Source organism: Anaerolineae bacterium (genome assembly GCA_035529315.1).
Classification (GTDB): domain Bacteria; phylum Desulfobacterota; class Desulfobacteria; order Desulfobacterales; family ETH-SRB1; genus Desulfaltia.
Genome location: DATKWZ010000028.1, coordinates 1 through 15,894 on the forward strand (window position 1 = coordinate 1; position 15,894 = coordinate 15,894).

The window sequence follows — 15,894 nt, forward strand, 5'->3', positions numbered from 1 at the left end:
AAAGGATTTTTACGAAAACGGCCGCAGCATCGGGTCCCTGCGCCTGCCCACGATCATCGTCCAGGAGGGAGGATACCGCACTCGGTCGCTGGGCGCTAATGTTTCTCACTTTCTCTTGGGACTCTGGGAGGGCTTCAACGGAATACCCCTGCAGACGGGGAAGCAAAAACCCCTTAAAGATTCGTAAGGGATTGCACCTCGCGTGCGGCGGGGCACGTATATTCCTTGATCTCGCCGTCGTAATCCATTAGTATTGGACATAAAAGGGGTTGGTTCCAAAACGGTTTGGCAACATAGTATAAAGGGGATAGGCTTTTTGTATATCAAGACAGCCAGACTTGATGCACTCGGTGCCTTACATCATATTATGGGCCGGGGGCGTTCCGCCACGCTACATTCTGCTTTTGTCGTCAAGTAAGCTTGATCGTCAAGAAAAACCAAAGGCTATAAAAACCACCCTCAGCTAAAATATGAGTTTCAACATTGATGGTCTCGTAAAAAGTCATTCCCTAAGTCATTGCGAGGAGTGCAACGACGAAGCAATTTAATAAATATAGGCACTTAACTTATACGAGATTGCTTCGCTTCGTTCGCAATGACATGTTTTTCAACTTTTTACGAATTCATCAACATTTATTAAACAAATTAAAACAACGAAATATTAATACTTACAATGTGGTAAGTAAAATTGAAATAATTGAGGATCATCCTGTGTTTATTGAAATATCGGGTGATATAAAAAGCTGGGAAATTAAGAATATAATTAAGTTGGCTGTGCAATAAGTGCTTCTTTATTTTACAAACTGCTCATTCTTTCGATATGCCAAATCCTGACTTTTAGCCACTAATTCCCCTGTTTGCTCATCGCGCACAGTTATGTCATACAAAGCCATCCTTGCTCCTGCATGTTTTTCATTTGCCTCTGCAACCAGCTTGTCTCCTGCTTTGGTGGCCTTCAAAAAGCTGATGCTGACATTTAAGGCGACCGCCATAAGCCCGTGAGAATTGCTCGCGGCTGCAAATGCCACGTCACCTAACGCAAAAATCACACCGCCATGAGTGGTACCGTGAAAATTTGTCATCTCCTCGGTTACAGTAAGTGAAACCCGGCTGTGACCGGGCTCTATAATTTCAATTTTCGCTCCCAAATATGCGGCAAACGGATCTTTCTGAATGTATTTATTGATAGCTTGCCGACGGATAGTGTCGTTCATTAATTCCTCCAACAGTAAGTGAAACCATATTGAGACCTTTGAAAGATTAACTTTGAAGTCATTGCAAAGAGCAAAGCAATGCAGCAATCTCCTTTCTTGTCCGATCCAAAAGGTCTCGTTGCCTTAAAACAAAAAAATATGGCAGAAATCAGAAAAAACGTAAAGAATATTCAGCAAAGCGTTTCCTAAGCGAAGTTCCCGATATAGACTTGTAAACTAAAAAAACATTCCGAAAGCGTGCAGACAAGTTTTTGGGAACTTTATCTATCTGAATTTTTATGCTATAAAAATATTATAATGAAAATTCGCATAAAGAGACTAAAACCTGGCCTGATTGCAGCTATACTTTGCGGTTTACTTTTTATGTTTCTTTTAAGTATCCGCTTAGATTTTTTTCAGAAAGAGACTCATTATATCCCTTCTGCTTTGGATACCGTAAAAATATCTGAAAATGAAAGATGGATGAATATCTTCCATCAAGACAGGAAGATAGGATATGCTTACCGCTCCTTTAAGCCGGAAAAAAATGGGTATTTCCTGTCGGAATCTGTTTACATGCGGATCAATACTATTGGCACGGTAGAAGATATTTATATCCAGACTAAGGGAAAACTCCATTCTGATCTTACATTGGCCTCATTTGCTTTTGATTTAAGGTCCAACATCTTTCATTTTAAGTGCCGCGGGAAGGTCGAAGGTGAAGTGCTTACTGTTTTTATTGGCGAACAAAGGTCGGAAATTCCAATAGGCAAAAAACTATATCTAACCGACGTGGTTATGGAAGCAGCATGGATTTCAGGCCTGGAACCCGATAAGACCGAAACATTTCTTGTGTTTGATCCGACCATCATGGGACAGTGGTCCGTTTGTGTCACCATGGTGGGCCGCGAAACACTGAACATCATGGGGCGCAGACAAAATACAAAGAGAGTTTCTATCGATTTTATGGGAGCTTCCCATACAGCCTGGATAGGAGAAGATGGAAGCGTTGTCCAGGAAGAGGGTTTTATGGGAATAAAACTAAAAAAGGTTTCCAGAAATGAGGCGTTAACCGATCTGCCAGTAGTTCCAAGCCAGGATCTTACGGAAATGGCTTCTGTTGCCTCCAATGTGCCTATAGACCGGGCAGATGAACTTATAATGCTTTGTTTGGAAATAACCGGCATCAAAGAGAACCTCTTTTTAGACGGTGGAAGACAGACTTTTGAAAATGGAATATTGACTATCCGTAAAGAGGATATTCCAAAGCCGTCAGATATTCATGTGGGTGATAAAGAAAGTTTAATAAAGAGCCGCTTGCAAGAGCCCACTCCATTTATCCAGTCCGACCATCCAAAAGTACGAAAAAAAGTATCTGAAATCATATCTAAAGATGATCTTCCATTGGCCAAAGCCCGAAAACTTATTGCCTGGATTTATGAAAATATTGAAAAGCGTCCTGTTTTGTCGGTTCCCAATGCTCTGGAGACGCTGGAAAACCGTATGGGAGACTGTAACGAACATGCTGTTCTTCTGGCGGCCATGGCCAGAGCTGCCGGTATTCCTGCTCAGATAGAAGCCGGACTCGTATATGCAAGGGGACGCTTTTACTATCATGCCTGGAATGTTCTTTATCTTGGCAAGTGGATTACCGTTGATTCCCTCATGGGTCAGATCCCCGCGGATGTAACCCATATCCGTCTCGTACGCGGAGAGCCAGACCGCCAGATCGATTTAATTGGAGTGATAGGAAAGGTAAAACTTGAAATTTTGGAGCAGTCAAGATGATCCAATTAAATAACCTGTCAAAACAATATGGAAAGTTAAAAGCCGTAACTCGGTTGAATCTTTCTGTGTCTTCAGGAGAGATATTCGGATTTATCGGCCCAAACGGCGCAGGGAAAACCACTACCATACAGATGATGGCTGGTCTGCTGGAGCCAACAGAAGGTTCTGTAATCATAGATGGAATAGATATGGCAGCTCAGCCGGAAAAGGCCAAAAAGAAAATAGGACTGATACCGGACAGGCCGTTTTTGTATGAGAAGCTTACAGGCATGGAGTTTTTGAGGTTTACAGCAGATCTTTACAATATTGAGCAGGAATCTTTTTTGGAAAAAACGGAAAGCCTGTTGAATATGTTTTCCATTTTCGACCATGCTCATGAATTGATCGAATCCTATTCTCACGGCATGAAGCAGCGTCTCGTCATGTCATCGGTTCTTTTGCATGATCCACCTTTGATCATCGTGGATGAACCAATGGTGGGACTTGATCCAAGAGGCGCCAAAATGGTCAGAAATCTTTTTTGCAGCCTTGCTGAAAAAGGAACTACTATTTTCATGTCTACCCACACACTGCGATTGGCCGAAGACGTGTGCAGCCGTATCGGCATTATCAACAAGGGGGCTTTGATTGCCACAGGAACCATCGCTGATTTGAAACATGCGGCACATGTGGGAGAAGCGGATCTGGAAGAAGTTTTTTTCCGGTTAACAGAGGTGGAGGCTCAAAACTGAAGGTAGTTACTCTCTTAAAACCCCGTTTTTGGTCTTTCAAAAACGTTGGTTTCTTAAAAAAGATAAATGCCGGGTTTTTTCTGATTGCCGGAATCGGTCTGATTTTCTGGGCAGGTATCTTTGCCGTATCATATCGGATTCTAATCTATTTCCAGCAGATTGAGGATATTGGCGATATTCTTGCCTACAAACTCCTTTCCATGGCTTTGCTTACATTTTTTTCTCTTTTGATTTTCAGTTCTATACTTACATCATTATCTAAGTTATATTTAAGTAAAGATTTAGCCCTGGTTCATTCCATGCCTGTTCGCGTTGAGAAGATTTTTTTTGCCCGGTGGATCGAAAGCACCATGGATAGTTCATGGATGGTTATAGTCTACGCTGTACCTGTTTTTGTTGCCTATGGCATAGTATATCATGCAGGTCTTTTTTTCTATGTAGATATGGTTCTTGTTCTTGCTCTTCTTTGCATTATAGCTTCTGCTTTAAGCTCTCTTGTTATTTTGCCGGCTGTTTTTGTCCTTCCCCCGAGTCGGATAAGAAGCATTTTCGTATTCTTGGGCCTTGCTGTTTTAATAACCCTCTATATAACCTTTCGCCTTTTGAGACCGGAACGCCTGGTAAATCCTGAAACCTTTTCATCGCTTCTTGTCTATATACAGGATTTAAGCGCTCCTTCATCTCCTTTGCTTCCAAGCACCTGGGCCTTTGACAGTTTGAAGGCTGCTCTTTCAGGAGATATAAAAAACGCTCTCTTTCATGTAGCCCTGTCGTTGAGCTGCGCTGCATTCCTGATTTTCGTAAATCTCCTGGTAGCCAGAGCTGTCTATTTCAAAGGGTTTTCCAAAACTTGTGCATCAATGTCCAGGCTTTTTCAGACCCAAAGCAAGGGGCTTGACCGGTTATTTTCTTTTTTGTCAGGTCCGACGCGAGCCTTTGTCGTAAAAGAGGTAAAGACTTTTTGGAGAGACCAGACCCAGTGGTCACAAATTTTTCTCATACTTGCGCTTATCATTATTTATGTTTATAATTTTTCAGTCCTTCCGCTGGACAAATCTCCTATCAAAACAGCCTATCTGCAAAATCTGTTCTCCTTTTTAAACATGGCCCTGGCAGCCTTTGTTCTTACAGCGTTGACAGCACGTTTCAGCTTTCCTTCGGTCAGCATGGAGGGAAGCTCCTTCTGGATTGTCCGGTCAAGTCCCATTTCCATCAGTACTTTTTTGTGGATCAAGTTTTTTATCTATCTTTTTCCGTTTTTAATCCTTTCCGAAATTCTGATTGTAGTAACCAACCTGCTTTTGGACGTCTTTCCTTTCATGATGTACCTTTCCGCAATTACAATCTTTTTTCTGACACCAGGAGTAGTTGCAATGGGAATCGGTCTGGGGGCCGCCTATCCTGATTTTGCCTCTGAAAATCCAGCCCAGTCTGTCACCAGCTTTGGCGGGCTCGTTTTCATGACCATTTCGGCTATCTACATCGGAGTCGTGACTATTCTTGAAGCAGGGCCGGTCTACATGATTTTTATGGCGGGTTTACAGGGACACAGCCTGTCTTGTTTTCAGTGGATTTGGGTGATCGGATCTTTTTCTACGGCTTTTGTACTAAGCATACTGGCAATAGTTTTGCCGATGAGGTTTGGAGAGAAGAGATTAAGTTTTTTAACTGGGTTGAATTGAAATCAAGAGACGCCGTATCGGCCGATATAAGATGTTTTTCTATTGGTTTCAGATAATTACGATATAATTGGCTAAATTTTAATGGAAATATAACAAATTTACTTTTGCAACCCCTGCTGTTATTTGTTATGAATATAATAGATGCTGTCTATAAAATATTTTTTCTCTGTGTTCTCTGTGAACTCTGTGGTAAATATTCGCTGAGATTATCTTCGCGGCAACTCACAACAAATATTGTAAAATAAACGGAGGAAATTATGGCTGTCAGTCAGGAGCTTCTTGATATTCTGGCCTGTCCCAAGTGCAAGGGGGACATATATCTAAACAAAACCAAAGACGGGCTTATATGTGATAGCTGTCGGCTTTTATATGAAATAAAAGATGATATTCCGATTATGCTTATCGATGAAGCCAAACCCATAGAAACTTAAACCTAAACAAAATGAGCATACCTCAACCCCCTGAATCTGCGAAACTTGTTGTCAGCCTTTTTTTAAAGGAAAAGGATATTGTTGTTGATGTGGCAAAAGACCTTTCCGATAAATTAGGCCCCGTTGATATGGTAAGCTCATGGTTACCGTTTGACTATACCAAATATTACGAGACTGAAATGGGGTCTCCCCTGTTCCGGCGGATTTTTGCATTTAAAAACCTAATAAAACAAAGCGCTCTGGCCAAGATAAAACTTGCAACAAACAATATTGAGCATAAATACTCAAAAAAGGGCAAACGCATGGTCAACCTTGATCCCGGCTATATGATTAAATCAAAGTTTGTTCTTGCCACAGGAAAAAACTACTCCCACAGAATCTATATCGGCAAGGGAATTTATGCGGACTTGACACTGATTTATACAAAAGGCTTGTTTCAAAAGCTTGCCTGGACATATCCTGACTATTCCGATAAAATAATGCTTAACCACCTTAATTTAATACGCAACAAATATCTAAGAGACTTGTAAGGAATAATAAATAATGATAAAAAGCATGACCGCCTTTGCAAGAGCTGAAAACACACAAGATAAGCTGACCGCTGTAATCGACATCCGGTCTTATAACAGTAAATTCCTTGATATTGCCTTGCATATCCCGCAGAAATATATGTGTCTTGAAGACAGGATTAAGCGCCTTGTTTCAGACAGCCTGGAGAGGGGACGCATTGAGATTAGGGCACAGATCATTGATGTTTCTGAAGCAGCGGAAGCCTTTGGGGTCAATGAACCAAAGGCGGATGCGTATTATAACGCCCTTATTCAATTGAAAAACAGATTAAATATTGATACGGAAATCCCGCTTGATATTATGGCGAATGTCGCCGGCATTATAAAACCGCTTGAAAATACAAGCGATATTGAAGGTTGCTGGGCTGTTGTAAAGGATTGCACAAGCAACGCGCTTGATGAACTTTGTTTAATGCGACAAAAGGAAGGGGACTTTATCGCCGGAGATATTGCAGGCCGCCTTGATTATATAGAAAAAACCGCCGGGCAAATAGCCAAAAAATCAGATGAGCTTTTACCCCTGTACAAGGATCGCCTCAGGGAACGCATACAGGCTTTAACAAAAGGTCTGGTGGAGCTGGATACAGGAAGGATAGCACAGGAAGCGGCCTTTTTAGCCGACAGAAGCGATATTTCCGAGGAAATCGCAAGGGTTGCCAGCCATATAAATCAGTTTCGATCCATCATGGATTCAAACGAATCCTCGGGTAGAAAACTCATTTTTTTACTCCAGGAATTTAACCGGGAATTCAATACAATGGGATCCAAGACAGGAAGCGCGGATGCGGCATACATGATTGTCGACATCAAGGCAGAGCTTGAAAAAATACGGGAACAGTTGCAAAATGTGGAATAAAAAAATAAGAGGTTAATATGGAAAAAATTTTACTTAATATAGGATTCGGGAATTCTGTGGCTGCTGAACGGATTGTAGCCATTGTCGCCCCCAATTCAGCACCAATGAAGCGGCTTAAAGATGAAGCAAGGGACAACAAACATCTTGTTGATGTGACACATGGCCGCAAAACCCGTTCTATTATTGTCATGGACAGCAACCACATTATACTTTCAGCTATTCAGGCGGAAACAATGGCTCAACGATATGCCAGCCTTAAGGAATCGAAATAGGTTGTTATGAGAAAGCTTTTTATTATTTCAGCGCCGTCAGGAGCCGGCAAAACAACCCTTTGCCGGGAAGCGCTAAAACGGTTTAAGGACATAACCTTTTCTATATCCTGCACAACAAGAAAGCCCCGCAACGGAGAGCAAGATGGAATTGACTATTATTTTATAACAAAAGAGGAATTTAAAAGGAAAATTGAAAACAACAAATGGGCGGAATGGGCAGAGGTTTACGGCAATTTTTACGGCACCTCGGCAGAATTTCTGGATACCTGTTTATCATCAGGAAAGAGTATACTCCTTGATATAGATGTTCAGGGAACCATACAGATCAAAAAGCGATATCCTGACAGTATTACAATTTTCATCATGCCTCCTTCATTGGAAGCGCTGAAAACCCGTCTGGAATCAAGAGGCACCGACACCAGGCAGGTTATTGAAAAACGTCTTGAAGCTGCAAAAAAAGAAATTGAAAAAAAGGATCTTTATCGCCATGTTATTATTAACGATCAGCTGTCAAGGGCTGTTTCCGAGCTAATCGAAATCATAGAAAGCTATTGCTAAGCCGCAACATGAAAACTGAAATACTTTACGGAATCCATCCGGTATCTGAAGCTCTAAAGGCAGGCAGAAGAAAATTTTTTGAGGTTTATTTAGCGCAGAATAAGGGCTCAAATCGTGCTGAAAAGACAGCAACAATTGCCGAATCTTTAAACATACCCCTGAAAAAGTTAAAAGCTTTTGAGCTTTCATCCATCACAGGCACCGACCGGCACCAGGGAATTGGAGCCAAGGTAAGCCTATATCCTCTTGCAGAGCCAACCGATATTTACGATAACATCAAACCCGATAAAAATCCATTTTTGCTGCTGCTTGATTCCATTGTAGATCCCCGCAACCTTGGCGCCCTTATTAGAAGCGCCCTTTGCGTGGGCATAGATGGCATACTAATTCCAAAGGATCGATCAGCCTTGCCGACTCCGGCTGTATCCAGCGTTTCCGCAGGAGCTCTCGAGCATATCCGCCTCGCCCTTGTCACAAATATGGTTAATGCAATAAAGGATTTAAAAAAAAGGGGTGTGTGGATTGCAGGAATGGATAAAAGCGCACAAAAATCGATTTTCTCTTTTGATTTTTCCTGCCCTTTAGCTATTGTTATCGGCGGGGAAGAAAAAGGAATTCGCTCTCTTGTAAAAAAACATTGCGATTTTTTGATTTCTATTCCACAAAAAGGGGAAATTAATTCTCTTAACGCGTCCGCGGCAGGGGCGGTCGTAATGTACGAAGCCTTCAGACAGAGGGAATTTAAAAAACAGGTAATAGTTCAGCCACAAAGGCACTAAGACACCAACTTGCCTGCGGCAGGCATGGATTATAATATAATTCCTAATGTTATGTGATTTCTTTGTGGTTAAAAGTGATGGTCTCGTAAAAAGTTATTTTGTACGTCACTTCCGCGAAAGCTGGAGTCTATATATGAATTCATCAAGCCTGTCTGTGTTCATTTGTGTGAATCTGTAGCCGAATAATTACAAAAATAGATAAAAGGATATGTATAATTATGGAAAAAAACAGCAGGATAATAATAAATAGCAATCAAACCTTACTTGTTCCGGATTGCCCGATTATCCCTTTTATTGAGGGGGACGGGATAGGCGGCGATATATGGCACGCGGCAAAAATGGTAATGGACGCTGCAGTGCATGCCGCATACAGCGGTAATAAAAAAATATCCTGGCTCGAGGTTTATGCCGGAGAAAAGGGATACCGGGAAACAGGCGAATGGCTCCCATCCGAAACCCTTGATACAATAAAAAAATACGTAATTGCCATAAAAGGGCCCTTAACCACCCCTGTAGGAAAAGGAATAAGAAGCTTAAATGTCACTATAAGACAGGAACTGGACCTTTATGCGTGCGTCAGGCCCGTAAAGTACATTGATCATGTTCCAAGCCCCATGAAGAATCCTGAAAAGGTCGACATGGTCATTTTTCGGGAAAATACAGAGGATGTATATGCCGGAATTGAATGGGAAGCAGGAAGCAAGGGGGCAAAGAGCGTAATATCCTTTCTTAAGAACAGTATGAATGTTTCCATTCCTGATGATGCGGGGATAGGAATAAAACCTATAAGTGAAAAAAACACCAAGCGGCTGGTGTCAAAAGCCATCTCATATGCAATTGAAAACAGGCTTCCGACAGTGACTCTCATGCACAAGGGAAACATCATGAAGTATACGGAAGGGGCTTTCAACAAATGGGGATATGAAGTTGCCGGGGATATGTTCGGAGATAAAACCATAACTGAAAATGAGCTCTTTGATAAATATAACGGCATCATCCCAAAAGATAAGGTTGTCATAAAAGACCGGATTGCCGACATGCTTTTTCAGCAGGTGCTTCTCAGGCCTGAAGAATATCATGTAATCGCCACTCCAAACCTGAACGGCGACTATCTTTCAGACGCGCTTGCAGCACAGGTCGGCGGCCTGGGCATAGCGCCCGGCGCAAACATAGGGGATTTTTGTGCGGTTTTTGAAGCAACCCACGGCACAGCCCCAAAGTATGCTGGCCAGGACAAAGTAAACCCAAGCTCCTTGATCCTCTCGGGAGCAATGATGCTCGACTACATGAGATGGAATGAGTCTGCAACCCTGATTAGAAACGCTCTTAAGTCAACCATAGCCGATGGCACGGTAACATACGACCTGGCACGGCAAATACAAGGCGCAAAACAGGTAAAATGCTCTGAGTTTGCCGAAGGAATCATTAAAAAAATTGGTGGGCAATAAAGCGATACATATCCTCGGAACAATCATAGCGGCTCTGCAAGAGGCTGTTTTTCCGACAAGGTGCCTTGTTTGCAGAGCCTTTTTAAAAAGCAGGCAGCAAAAAAGTCTTTCCCTGGATTTTCAAGACAGGGCCTCTTTTAACTGCCCGAACAGGCTTTTATTTCAAAGCCTGATGACGGGATTTTTATGCCCAACCTGTATAAAAGGCTTTGTTCCTGTTAAGCCACCGATCTGTTCTGTATGCGGGATTATGTTTAAAAGCCGCGAAGGGGAGGATCATGTTTGCGGCGAATGCTTGACCTCTCCGAAAAAATTCAGGATATCCCGCTCTCCCGGCATATATGACAAAGAATTTATGGCTGTAATCCATTGCCTGAAATATAAGGGAAAGATCCAGCTTGCAAGGCCCCTTGGGATGCTTCTCTTTTCCGCTTTTATCAGCCTCTGGGGTATAAACAGTATTGATATTATTGTGCCTGTCCCTCTTCATATTAAACGCTTCAGAAAACGGGGTTTTAATCAGGCGTATCTTCTGGTAAGAGACTGGAAGCAGATTGCGGAAAATTTAAATGTCAGGCTGCCTGACATCAGTATTGATACAAATGTTCTTATAAGAAACAGGTGGACTGATCCGCAAACCGGTCTGGATCGCAAGAAACGGATGACAAACATTAAAAATGCCTTCAGTGTCAACGATAAGGCTATAATTAAAAATAAAAAGATACTCCTTATAGATGATGTTTATACCACAGGGGCAACCGTCAATGAATGCGCAAAGGCTCTTTTGCGTGGCAAGGCCGAATATGTTGATGTGCTTACCCTGGCCAGGGCCGTGTGAAAAAAAAATGAAAAACAGACAACCTTTCAAGGCAGGTATTGTGCAATTTAATGTCAGACCGGGAGATATTGAGTCAAATCTATCCTCGGCGCTCAAAGGGATAGATCAACTCAAAGCCCGAAATGCAAAGATCGCTCTTCTTCCTGAAATGTGGTCATGCGGTTTTGATAACAAACGCATGGGTGAACATTCTGAAAAAACAGATAATATTATCGATGAGCTTACCCTGATAGCATCCAGACACAATATGATCATAGCAGGCTCTCTGCCCGAACCTTCCGGCAACGATATTTTCAACACAATGTATCTTATCGATGGGGACAGAGGCCTTATCAATACCTACAGGAAAATTCATCTTTTTTCTCATGCACAAGAGGATAAATATTTTTGCGCGGGCAACAGAGCCGTGGTTTGTGAAACTTCGGTAGGCCCTGTCGGCCTGATGATATGCTATGATCTCAGATTCCCTGAACTTTGCCGCACACTTACCCTTTCAGGAGCACTGCTGGTCCTGACATCGGCGCAATGGCCTTTAGAACGCATCACCCACTGGGATATTCTCCTGCGGGCAAGGGCTATTGAAAACCAGATATTTATGGTGGCGGCAAACAGGTGCGGGATGGAAAACAGCATCAAATACGGAGGCGGTTCCATGCTGGTTTCTCCGTCTGGAGAAGTTCTCGCCAGGGCCGAAGACAGGGAATGTATTATAAGCTCTGAAATAGACCTTGCACAACTATCTGAATTCAGGCGTAAAATTCCCTGCCTGAATGAAAGGATGCCTGATACATATGATTTCTAAAATTGCGGGTGTAAAAGAGCTTATCAATAGAATAGCCCCTCTTCGCAGGTCAGGCAAACAGGTTGTTTTTACAAACGGATGCTTTGATATCATGCACGCCGGTCATGTGCGTTATCTCGAAGCAGCAAGGTCCGAAGGGGAAATCCTGGTAGTGGGCATAAATTCCGATAAATCAATAAAATCAATCAAAGGGGAAAACAGACCGATCATGCCACAGGATCAAAGAGCGGAGGTTCTTGCCGGCCTGTGGTGCGTTGATTATATTGTTTTTTTTGATGAGCCCGACCCTTTAAGGCTGATTCAGGCAATAAAACCGGACACCCTTGTAAAGGGAGAGGACTGGGCCGAAGATAAAATAATAGGAGCCGATTTTGTAAAAGCTGACGGCGGCAAGGTGGTAAGGGTTGCCGTTGTCCCCGATATTTCAACATCCATGATAATTGAAAAGATTATCAAGATGTATTGTTGATTTGTATTATGATTCTAAAGGAAAAAAAGGGGGTTTTATTTTTTCAGTTTCCCAACCTTGCTAAATTTTCAGATATCAGGCATGGAATATTCACAAAAAATTGCGGGCATAGCAAAAACCCTTATCAAAGCCTGAATGTAAGCCTTTCAGTTGGTGATAATTACAGCGATGTCAAGGAAAACAGACGCGTTATTTCAAAATGCATTAAAGGAAACGAGCTTGTCTTTGCAAACCAGGTACATGAAACAAATGTATTGATACTTTCAAAAAACAATTCGCCGCCCGTGGACGAGGCTTTTGGCAAACCAGGTGTCGGAGACGCCATGGTTGCAGATACTCCTGAGAAATTTCTCCTGGTTCAGGTAGCTGACTGCCAGGCCGTGCTCATGTATGATCCCTTCCGGCGCGTGGTCGCAAATGTGCATTGCGGATGGCGCGGAAGCGTAAATAATATCATAGGCAAAACAATAAAAATAATGGCCGATATTTTTGGCTGCAATGCATCTCATATTATTGCAGGCATATCCCCTTCTCTAGGCCCATGTTGCGCTGAATTTATCAATTATAAGACAGAAATTCCAGACAGGTTGTGGAAATACAAAGACAGGTCGCATCATTTTGATTTCTGGTCATTAAGCCTTGACCAGCTCTGCGATGCAGGGGTTTTAATTAAAAATATCTGTTTAAGTCAAATATGCACAAAGTGTAATACAAATCTGTTTTTTTCCTTTCGCGGACAAGGAACTACAGGAAGGATGGCAGCGGTTATAGGTTTAATATATGATTCAGGAAAAAGCTAAAGTTTTATTTAACAAAAAGGCAGGCCCCTCTTATTTTAGAATCGGCTTAACCTGCCATAATGGTTATGCAAAGGCAAAACCCGGCCAGTTCATAATGGTTCACCTTCCAGAGCAGAAAACCTCGATTCTTCCACGCCCTTTTTCCATACACAGGCTTATTATCGCAAATGGGCTCATACAAGGCATTGAACTGCTTTTCAAAGTTGTGGGAGGATGCACTGAAAAGCTCTCAAAATGCAGGAGAGGAGATTATCTTGATATTCTTGGCCCGCTTGGCAGAGGTTTTATAATTCCGGATAAGTATCAACGGATATTTATTGTATCCGGTGGAATCGGTGTTGCCCCACTGTTTTTTCTGGCCTCATCACTGCAGGCAAAAATAGCCGATCCTTCAACATGCAGACTGTTTATTGGAGGAAGATCAAAACATGACATACTGTGCATATATGACTTTTCAAAACTTGACATAACTATAAGTATCGCCACCGACGATGGAAGCTTAGGGGAAAAAGGTCTTGTTACCGACCTGCTTGAAACAGGTATAAAAGAAAACCCGCCGGATTTCATCTGTGCATGCGGCCCTGTTGCGATGCTCGGCTCTGTTGCACGAATTGCAAAAAGATATGACGTTCCGTGTCAGGTCTCCATGGAAACCATAATGGCCTGCGGTATAGGAGCCTGTCTTGGTTGTGCTGTTAAAGGTTTAAACAAATACCTGCACGCCTGTGTGGATGGGCCTGTTTTTGATGCGGCTGCTCTTAAGATTTAGTAATTTAGTTCTTGCAGCCTGATTATAAAAGTTCATTTATAAATCGTTATTTTTACATTGACTTGATCGTGATATTGTGTTAAAAATTTTTTATTAATATAAAATATCAACCTGGCTTAAGGTCGCCACAGATTACGCTTTCTCTCCATATGAAAAGTGAAACTAAACGCTCTATAAGGGATTTAGCATATTATGGCAGCCTTGGCCTGTCGGTTGCACTCTCAATTTTTATCGGGCTTGGTGTCGGGGTGTATCTTGACAAACGCTTTGATACAACACCGTGGTGTACATTTATTTTTCTTGGGTTGGGAATCGCTGCAGGATATAGGAATATCGGTTTTGCAATAAAAAAGACCAGAAAATATTAATTGTGAAATATTAATTGTGAAAATTCAACAACGAATTCTAAAATTCGTCATCAAGACAAACTGGATCCTGCTTTCCGTTGCAAGCATAGTCGGGATTATTGTTTCGTCGCTCCATTTTGCCATGGGCATTATATCTGGCGGCCTGATTGTTACAATAAACTTTCATTTATTATACCGTACACTTAAAAAAGCGCTTACCCCGCCTCATCTTGCTTCTTTCAGGGTGGTTCTATCCAAATATTATATACGATTCATTCTTAGCGCTTTAATAATATTTGTTCTTATATCAAAGAACTATGTTGATCCAATCGGTCTTTTTATCGGTCTTTCAGTTGTGGTTGTCAGCATAACCCTTGCAACCATGTATGAATTTAAAAAAATTATTTTCAAGGAGGCAATTTAAAGTGGAACATCCCTACTTATTTTTTGTCAAGCTTTTTGAGTTAATAGGCCTGGGACATTTTGCAAGCGCCAATGTTCATGTTATATACTCCTGGGTCGTCATGATTCTACTTATAGTCTTTGGCGCCATCGCAGCCAAAAACATAAAAATGGTTCCTTCAAAAATGCAAAACCTGTTTGAAATTATCATATCAGGTATGGAAGAATTTATGTTGAGCGTCACCGGAGAACAAGGCCGATTCCTCTTCCCCATAGCTGCAACGATATTTCTTTATATTCTTACAGGAAATCTGTTAGGGCTGATACCAGGTTTTTTCCCGCCAACTGCGAGTCTGAATACAACCGCTTCCTGTGCGATCACAGTGGTTGCTTTAACCCATATCTTAGGGGTCAAGTTTCATGGCATAAAATATATAAAACATTTTTTAGGGCCTGTATGGTGGATGATACCAATTATATTTCCAATTGAAGTCATTGGCCATGTGGCTCGTATCCTGTCGCTTTCTTTCCGTCTTTTCGGTAATATGATGGGGCACGAACTGGTTCTGGGCATTCTTTTTACCCTGGCAGGCCTTTTCTTTGCTCCACTGCCGATAATGGCTCTTGGCATCTTCGTTGCCTTGGTTCAGGCATTTGTTTTCTTTTTGCTTTCAATTATGTACTTTTCCGGCGCAATGGAACATGCTCATTAATATAATTATAACAGAATTTAATAATTAGAATAATTTATTTGCTTTTTATTTTTATGGGAAAATGGAAGAAGCAAAATAAAAATCTTAAAAAAGGAGGTAACGTTTTATGGAAGCAGGTGCATTACAATTTTTTATCGCAAGCGTATACGCTGCTGGTTTCGGGATTGCGATCGCAGCTTTTGGTTGCGGTATCGCACAGGGTCTTGGTTTAAAAGCCGCTGTTGAAGGTATTGCAAGAAATCCCGAGTCATCAGGCAAGGTAACGGTTACAATGCTGATCGGTCTTGCTATGATTGAGTCACTGTGTATTTATGCGCTGGTTGTCTCACTGATCCTTATTTATGCCCATCCACAAGCAGGTGCGATTGCCGCACTGTTTGGCGCTGGTCACTAAAAAACATAGACAAACAAATTAACAAAAACAGGGTTGTTGCGTTTAAAAAGCAA

The 15,894-nt window shown here is 41.9% G+C and carries 21 protein-coding genes; 20 read left to right on the plus strand and 1 reads right to left on the minus strand.

The window, feature by feature from the left end; all coding sequences use genetic code 11:
• Window positions 1–187: hypothetical protein (locus VMW78_05040; GenBank protein ID HUV50369.1), on the plus strand; the 187-nt coding region annotated here is incomplete at its 5' end.
• Window positions 188–791: 604 nt separating this feature from the next.
• Here VMW78_05040 and VMW78_05045 read toward each other — a convergent pair.
• Window positions 792–1,214 (minus strand): hotdog fold thioesterase, encoded by a 423-nt coding sequence (locus tag VMW78_05045; protein ID HUV50370.1) that lies wholly within the window; start codon window positions 1,212–1,214, stop codon window positions 792–794.
• 297 nt (window positions 1,215–1,511) lie between these two features.
• Between VMW78_05045 and VMW78_05050 the strand changes: the two genes are divergently transcribed.
• From VMW78_05050 to atpE, 19 genes are all read left to right on the plus strand, one after another.
• Entirely contained in the window at window positions 1,512–2,981 is a 1,470-nt protein-coding gene (locus tag VMW78_05050) for a transglutaminase-like domain-containing protein (GenBank protein HUV50371.1), read from the plus strand.
• Window positions 2,978–3,712, plus strand: coding sequence for an ABC transporter ATP-binding protein (locus VMW78_05055; protein ID HUV50372.1), 735 nt, complete (start codon window positions 2,978–2,980; stop codon window positions 3,710–3,712). The genes VMW78_05050 and VMW78_05055 overlap by 4 nt, the downstream gene beginning before the upstream one ends.
• An 83-nt stretch (window positions 3,713–3,795) precedes the next feature.
• Window positions 3,796–5,394: a hypothetical protein gene (locus tag VMW78_05060; protein ID HUV50373.1), complete on the plus strand. Its 1,599-nt coding sequence runs from the start codon at window positions 3,796–3,798 to the stop codon at window positions 5,392–5,394.
• 257 nt (window positions 5,395–5,651) lie between these two features.
• Window positions 5,652–5,825, plus strand: a complete 174-nt coding sequence (locus VMW78_05065; GenBank protein HUV50374.1) for a Trm112 family protein — start codon at window positions 5,652–5,654, stop codon at window positions 5,823–5,825.
• An 11-nt stretch (window positions 5,826–5,836) separates the two neighbouring features.
• The gene (locus VMW78_05070; GenBank protein HUV50375.1) at window positions 5,837–6,355 is read left to right on the plus strand and encodes a DUF4416 family protein; all 519 of its coding nucleotides are present in this window, start codon (window positions 5,837–5,839) and stop codon (window positions 6,353–6,355) included.
• A 13-nt stretch (window positions 6,356–6,368) separates the two neighbouring features.
• Window positions 6,369–7,250 (plus strand): YicC/YloC family endoribonuclease, encoded by an 882-nt coding sequence (locus VMW78_05075; GenBank protein HUV50376.1) that lies wholly within the window; start codon window positions 6,369–6,371, stop codon window positions 7,248–7,250.
• Window positions 7,251–7,267: 17 nt separating this feature from the next.
• Window positions 7,268–7,522 (plus strand): DUF370 domain-containing protein, encoded by a 255-nt coding sequence (locus VMW78_05080; protein HUV50377.1) that lies wholly within the window; start codon window positions 7,268–7,270, stop codon window positions 7,520–7,522.
• A gap of 6 nt (window positions 7,523–7,528) precedes the next feature.
• The gene (gene gmk, locus VMW78_05085) at window positions 7,529–8,080 is read left to right on the plus strand and encodes a guanylate kinase (protein ID HUV50378.1); all 552 of its coding nucleotides are present in this window, start codon (window positions 7,529–7,531) and stop codon (window positions 8,078–8,080) included.
• An 8-nt stretch (window positions 8,081–8,088) separates the two neighbouring features.
• Window positions 8,089–8,859 (plus strand): 23S rRNA (guanosine(2251)-2'-O)-methyltransferase RlmB, encoded by a 771-nt coding sequence (gene rlmB / locus VMW78_05090; protein HUV50379.1) that lies wholly within the window; start codon window positions 8,089–8,091, stop codon window positions 8,857–8,859.
• Between the two features lie 218 nt (window positions 8,860–9,077).
• Window positions 9,078–10,307 (plus strand): isocitrate dehydrogenase (NADP(+)), encoded by a 1,230-nt coding sequence (gene icd / locus VMW78_05095; GenBank protein HUV50380.1) that lies wholly within the window; start codon window positions 9,078–9,080, stop codon window positions 10,305–10,307.
• Entirely contained in the window at window positions 10,297–11,145 is an 849-nt protein-coding gene (locus tag VMW78_05100) for a ComF family protein (protein ID HUV50381.1), read from the plus strand. The genes icd and VMW78_05100 overlap by 11 nt, the downstream gene beginning before the upstream one ends.
• Window positions 11,146–11,152: 7 nt before the next feature.
• Window positions 11,153–11,947, plus strand: a complete 795-nt coding sequence (locus VMW78_05105) for a carbon-nitrogen family hydrolase (GenBank protein ID HUV50382.1) — start codon at window positions 11,153–11,155, stop codon at window positions 11,945–11,947.
• The gene (rfaE2, locus tag VMW78_05110; GenBank protein ID HUV50383.1) at window positions 11,937–12,416 is read left to right on the plus strand and encodes a D-glycero-beta-D-manno-heptose 1-phosphate adenylyltransferase; all 480 of its coding nucleotides are present in this window, start codon (window positions 11,937–11,939) and stop codon (window positions 12,414–12,416) included. The genes VMW78_05105 and rfaE2 overlap by 11 nt, the downstream gene beginning before the upstream one ends.
• 8 nt (window positions 12,417–12,424) lie before the next feature.
• Entirely contained in the window at window positions 12,425–13,216 is a 792-nt protein-coding gene (gene pgeF / locus VMW78_05115) for a peptidoglycan editing factor PgeF (GenBank protein HUV50384.1), read from the plus strand.
• On the plus strand, window positions 13,197–13,985 hold the full coding sequence (locus tag VMW78_05120; GenBank protein ID HUV50385.1) for a dihydroorotate dehydrogenase electron transfer subunit: 789 nt from the start codon (window positions 13,197–13,199) through the stop codon (window positions 13,983–13,985). The genes pgeF and VMW78_05120 overlap by 20 nt, the downstream gene beginning before the upstream one ends.
• A gap of 149 nt (window positions 13,986–14,134) precedes the next feature.
• A complete protein-coding gene (locus tag VMW78_05125; protein HUV50386.1) occupies window positions 14,135–14,353 on the plus strand; it encodes an AtpZ/AtpI family protein in 219 nt (72 codons plus the stop codon).
• A gap of 16 nt (window positions 14,354–14,369) precedes the next feature.
• Window positions 14,370–14,756, plus strand: coding sequence for an ATP synthase subunit I (locus VMW78_05130; protein ID HUV50387.1), 387 nt, complete (start codon window positions 14,370–14,372; stop codon window positions 14,754–14,756).
• A gap of 1 nt (window position 14,757) precedes the next feature.
• Window positions 14,758–15,447, plus strand: coding sequence for a F0F1 ATP synthase subunit A (atpB, locus tag VMW78_05135; GenBank protein ID HUV50388.1), 690 nt, complete (start codon window positions 14,758–14,760; stop codon window positions 15,445–15,447).
• Window positions 15,448–15,553: 106 nt separating this feature from the next.
• Window positions 15,554–15,841, plus strand: a complete 288-nt coding sequence (gene atpE / locus VMW78_05140) for an ATP synthase F0 subunit C (protein ID HUV50389.1) — start codon at window positions 15,554–15,556, stop codon at window positions 15,839–15,841.
• Window positions 15,842–15,894: the final 53 nt, after the last annotated feature.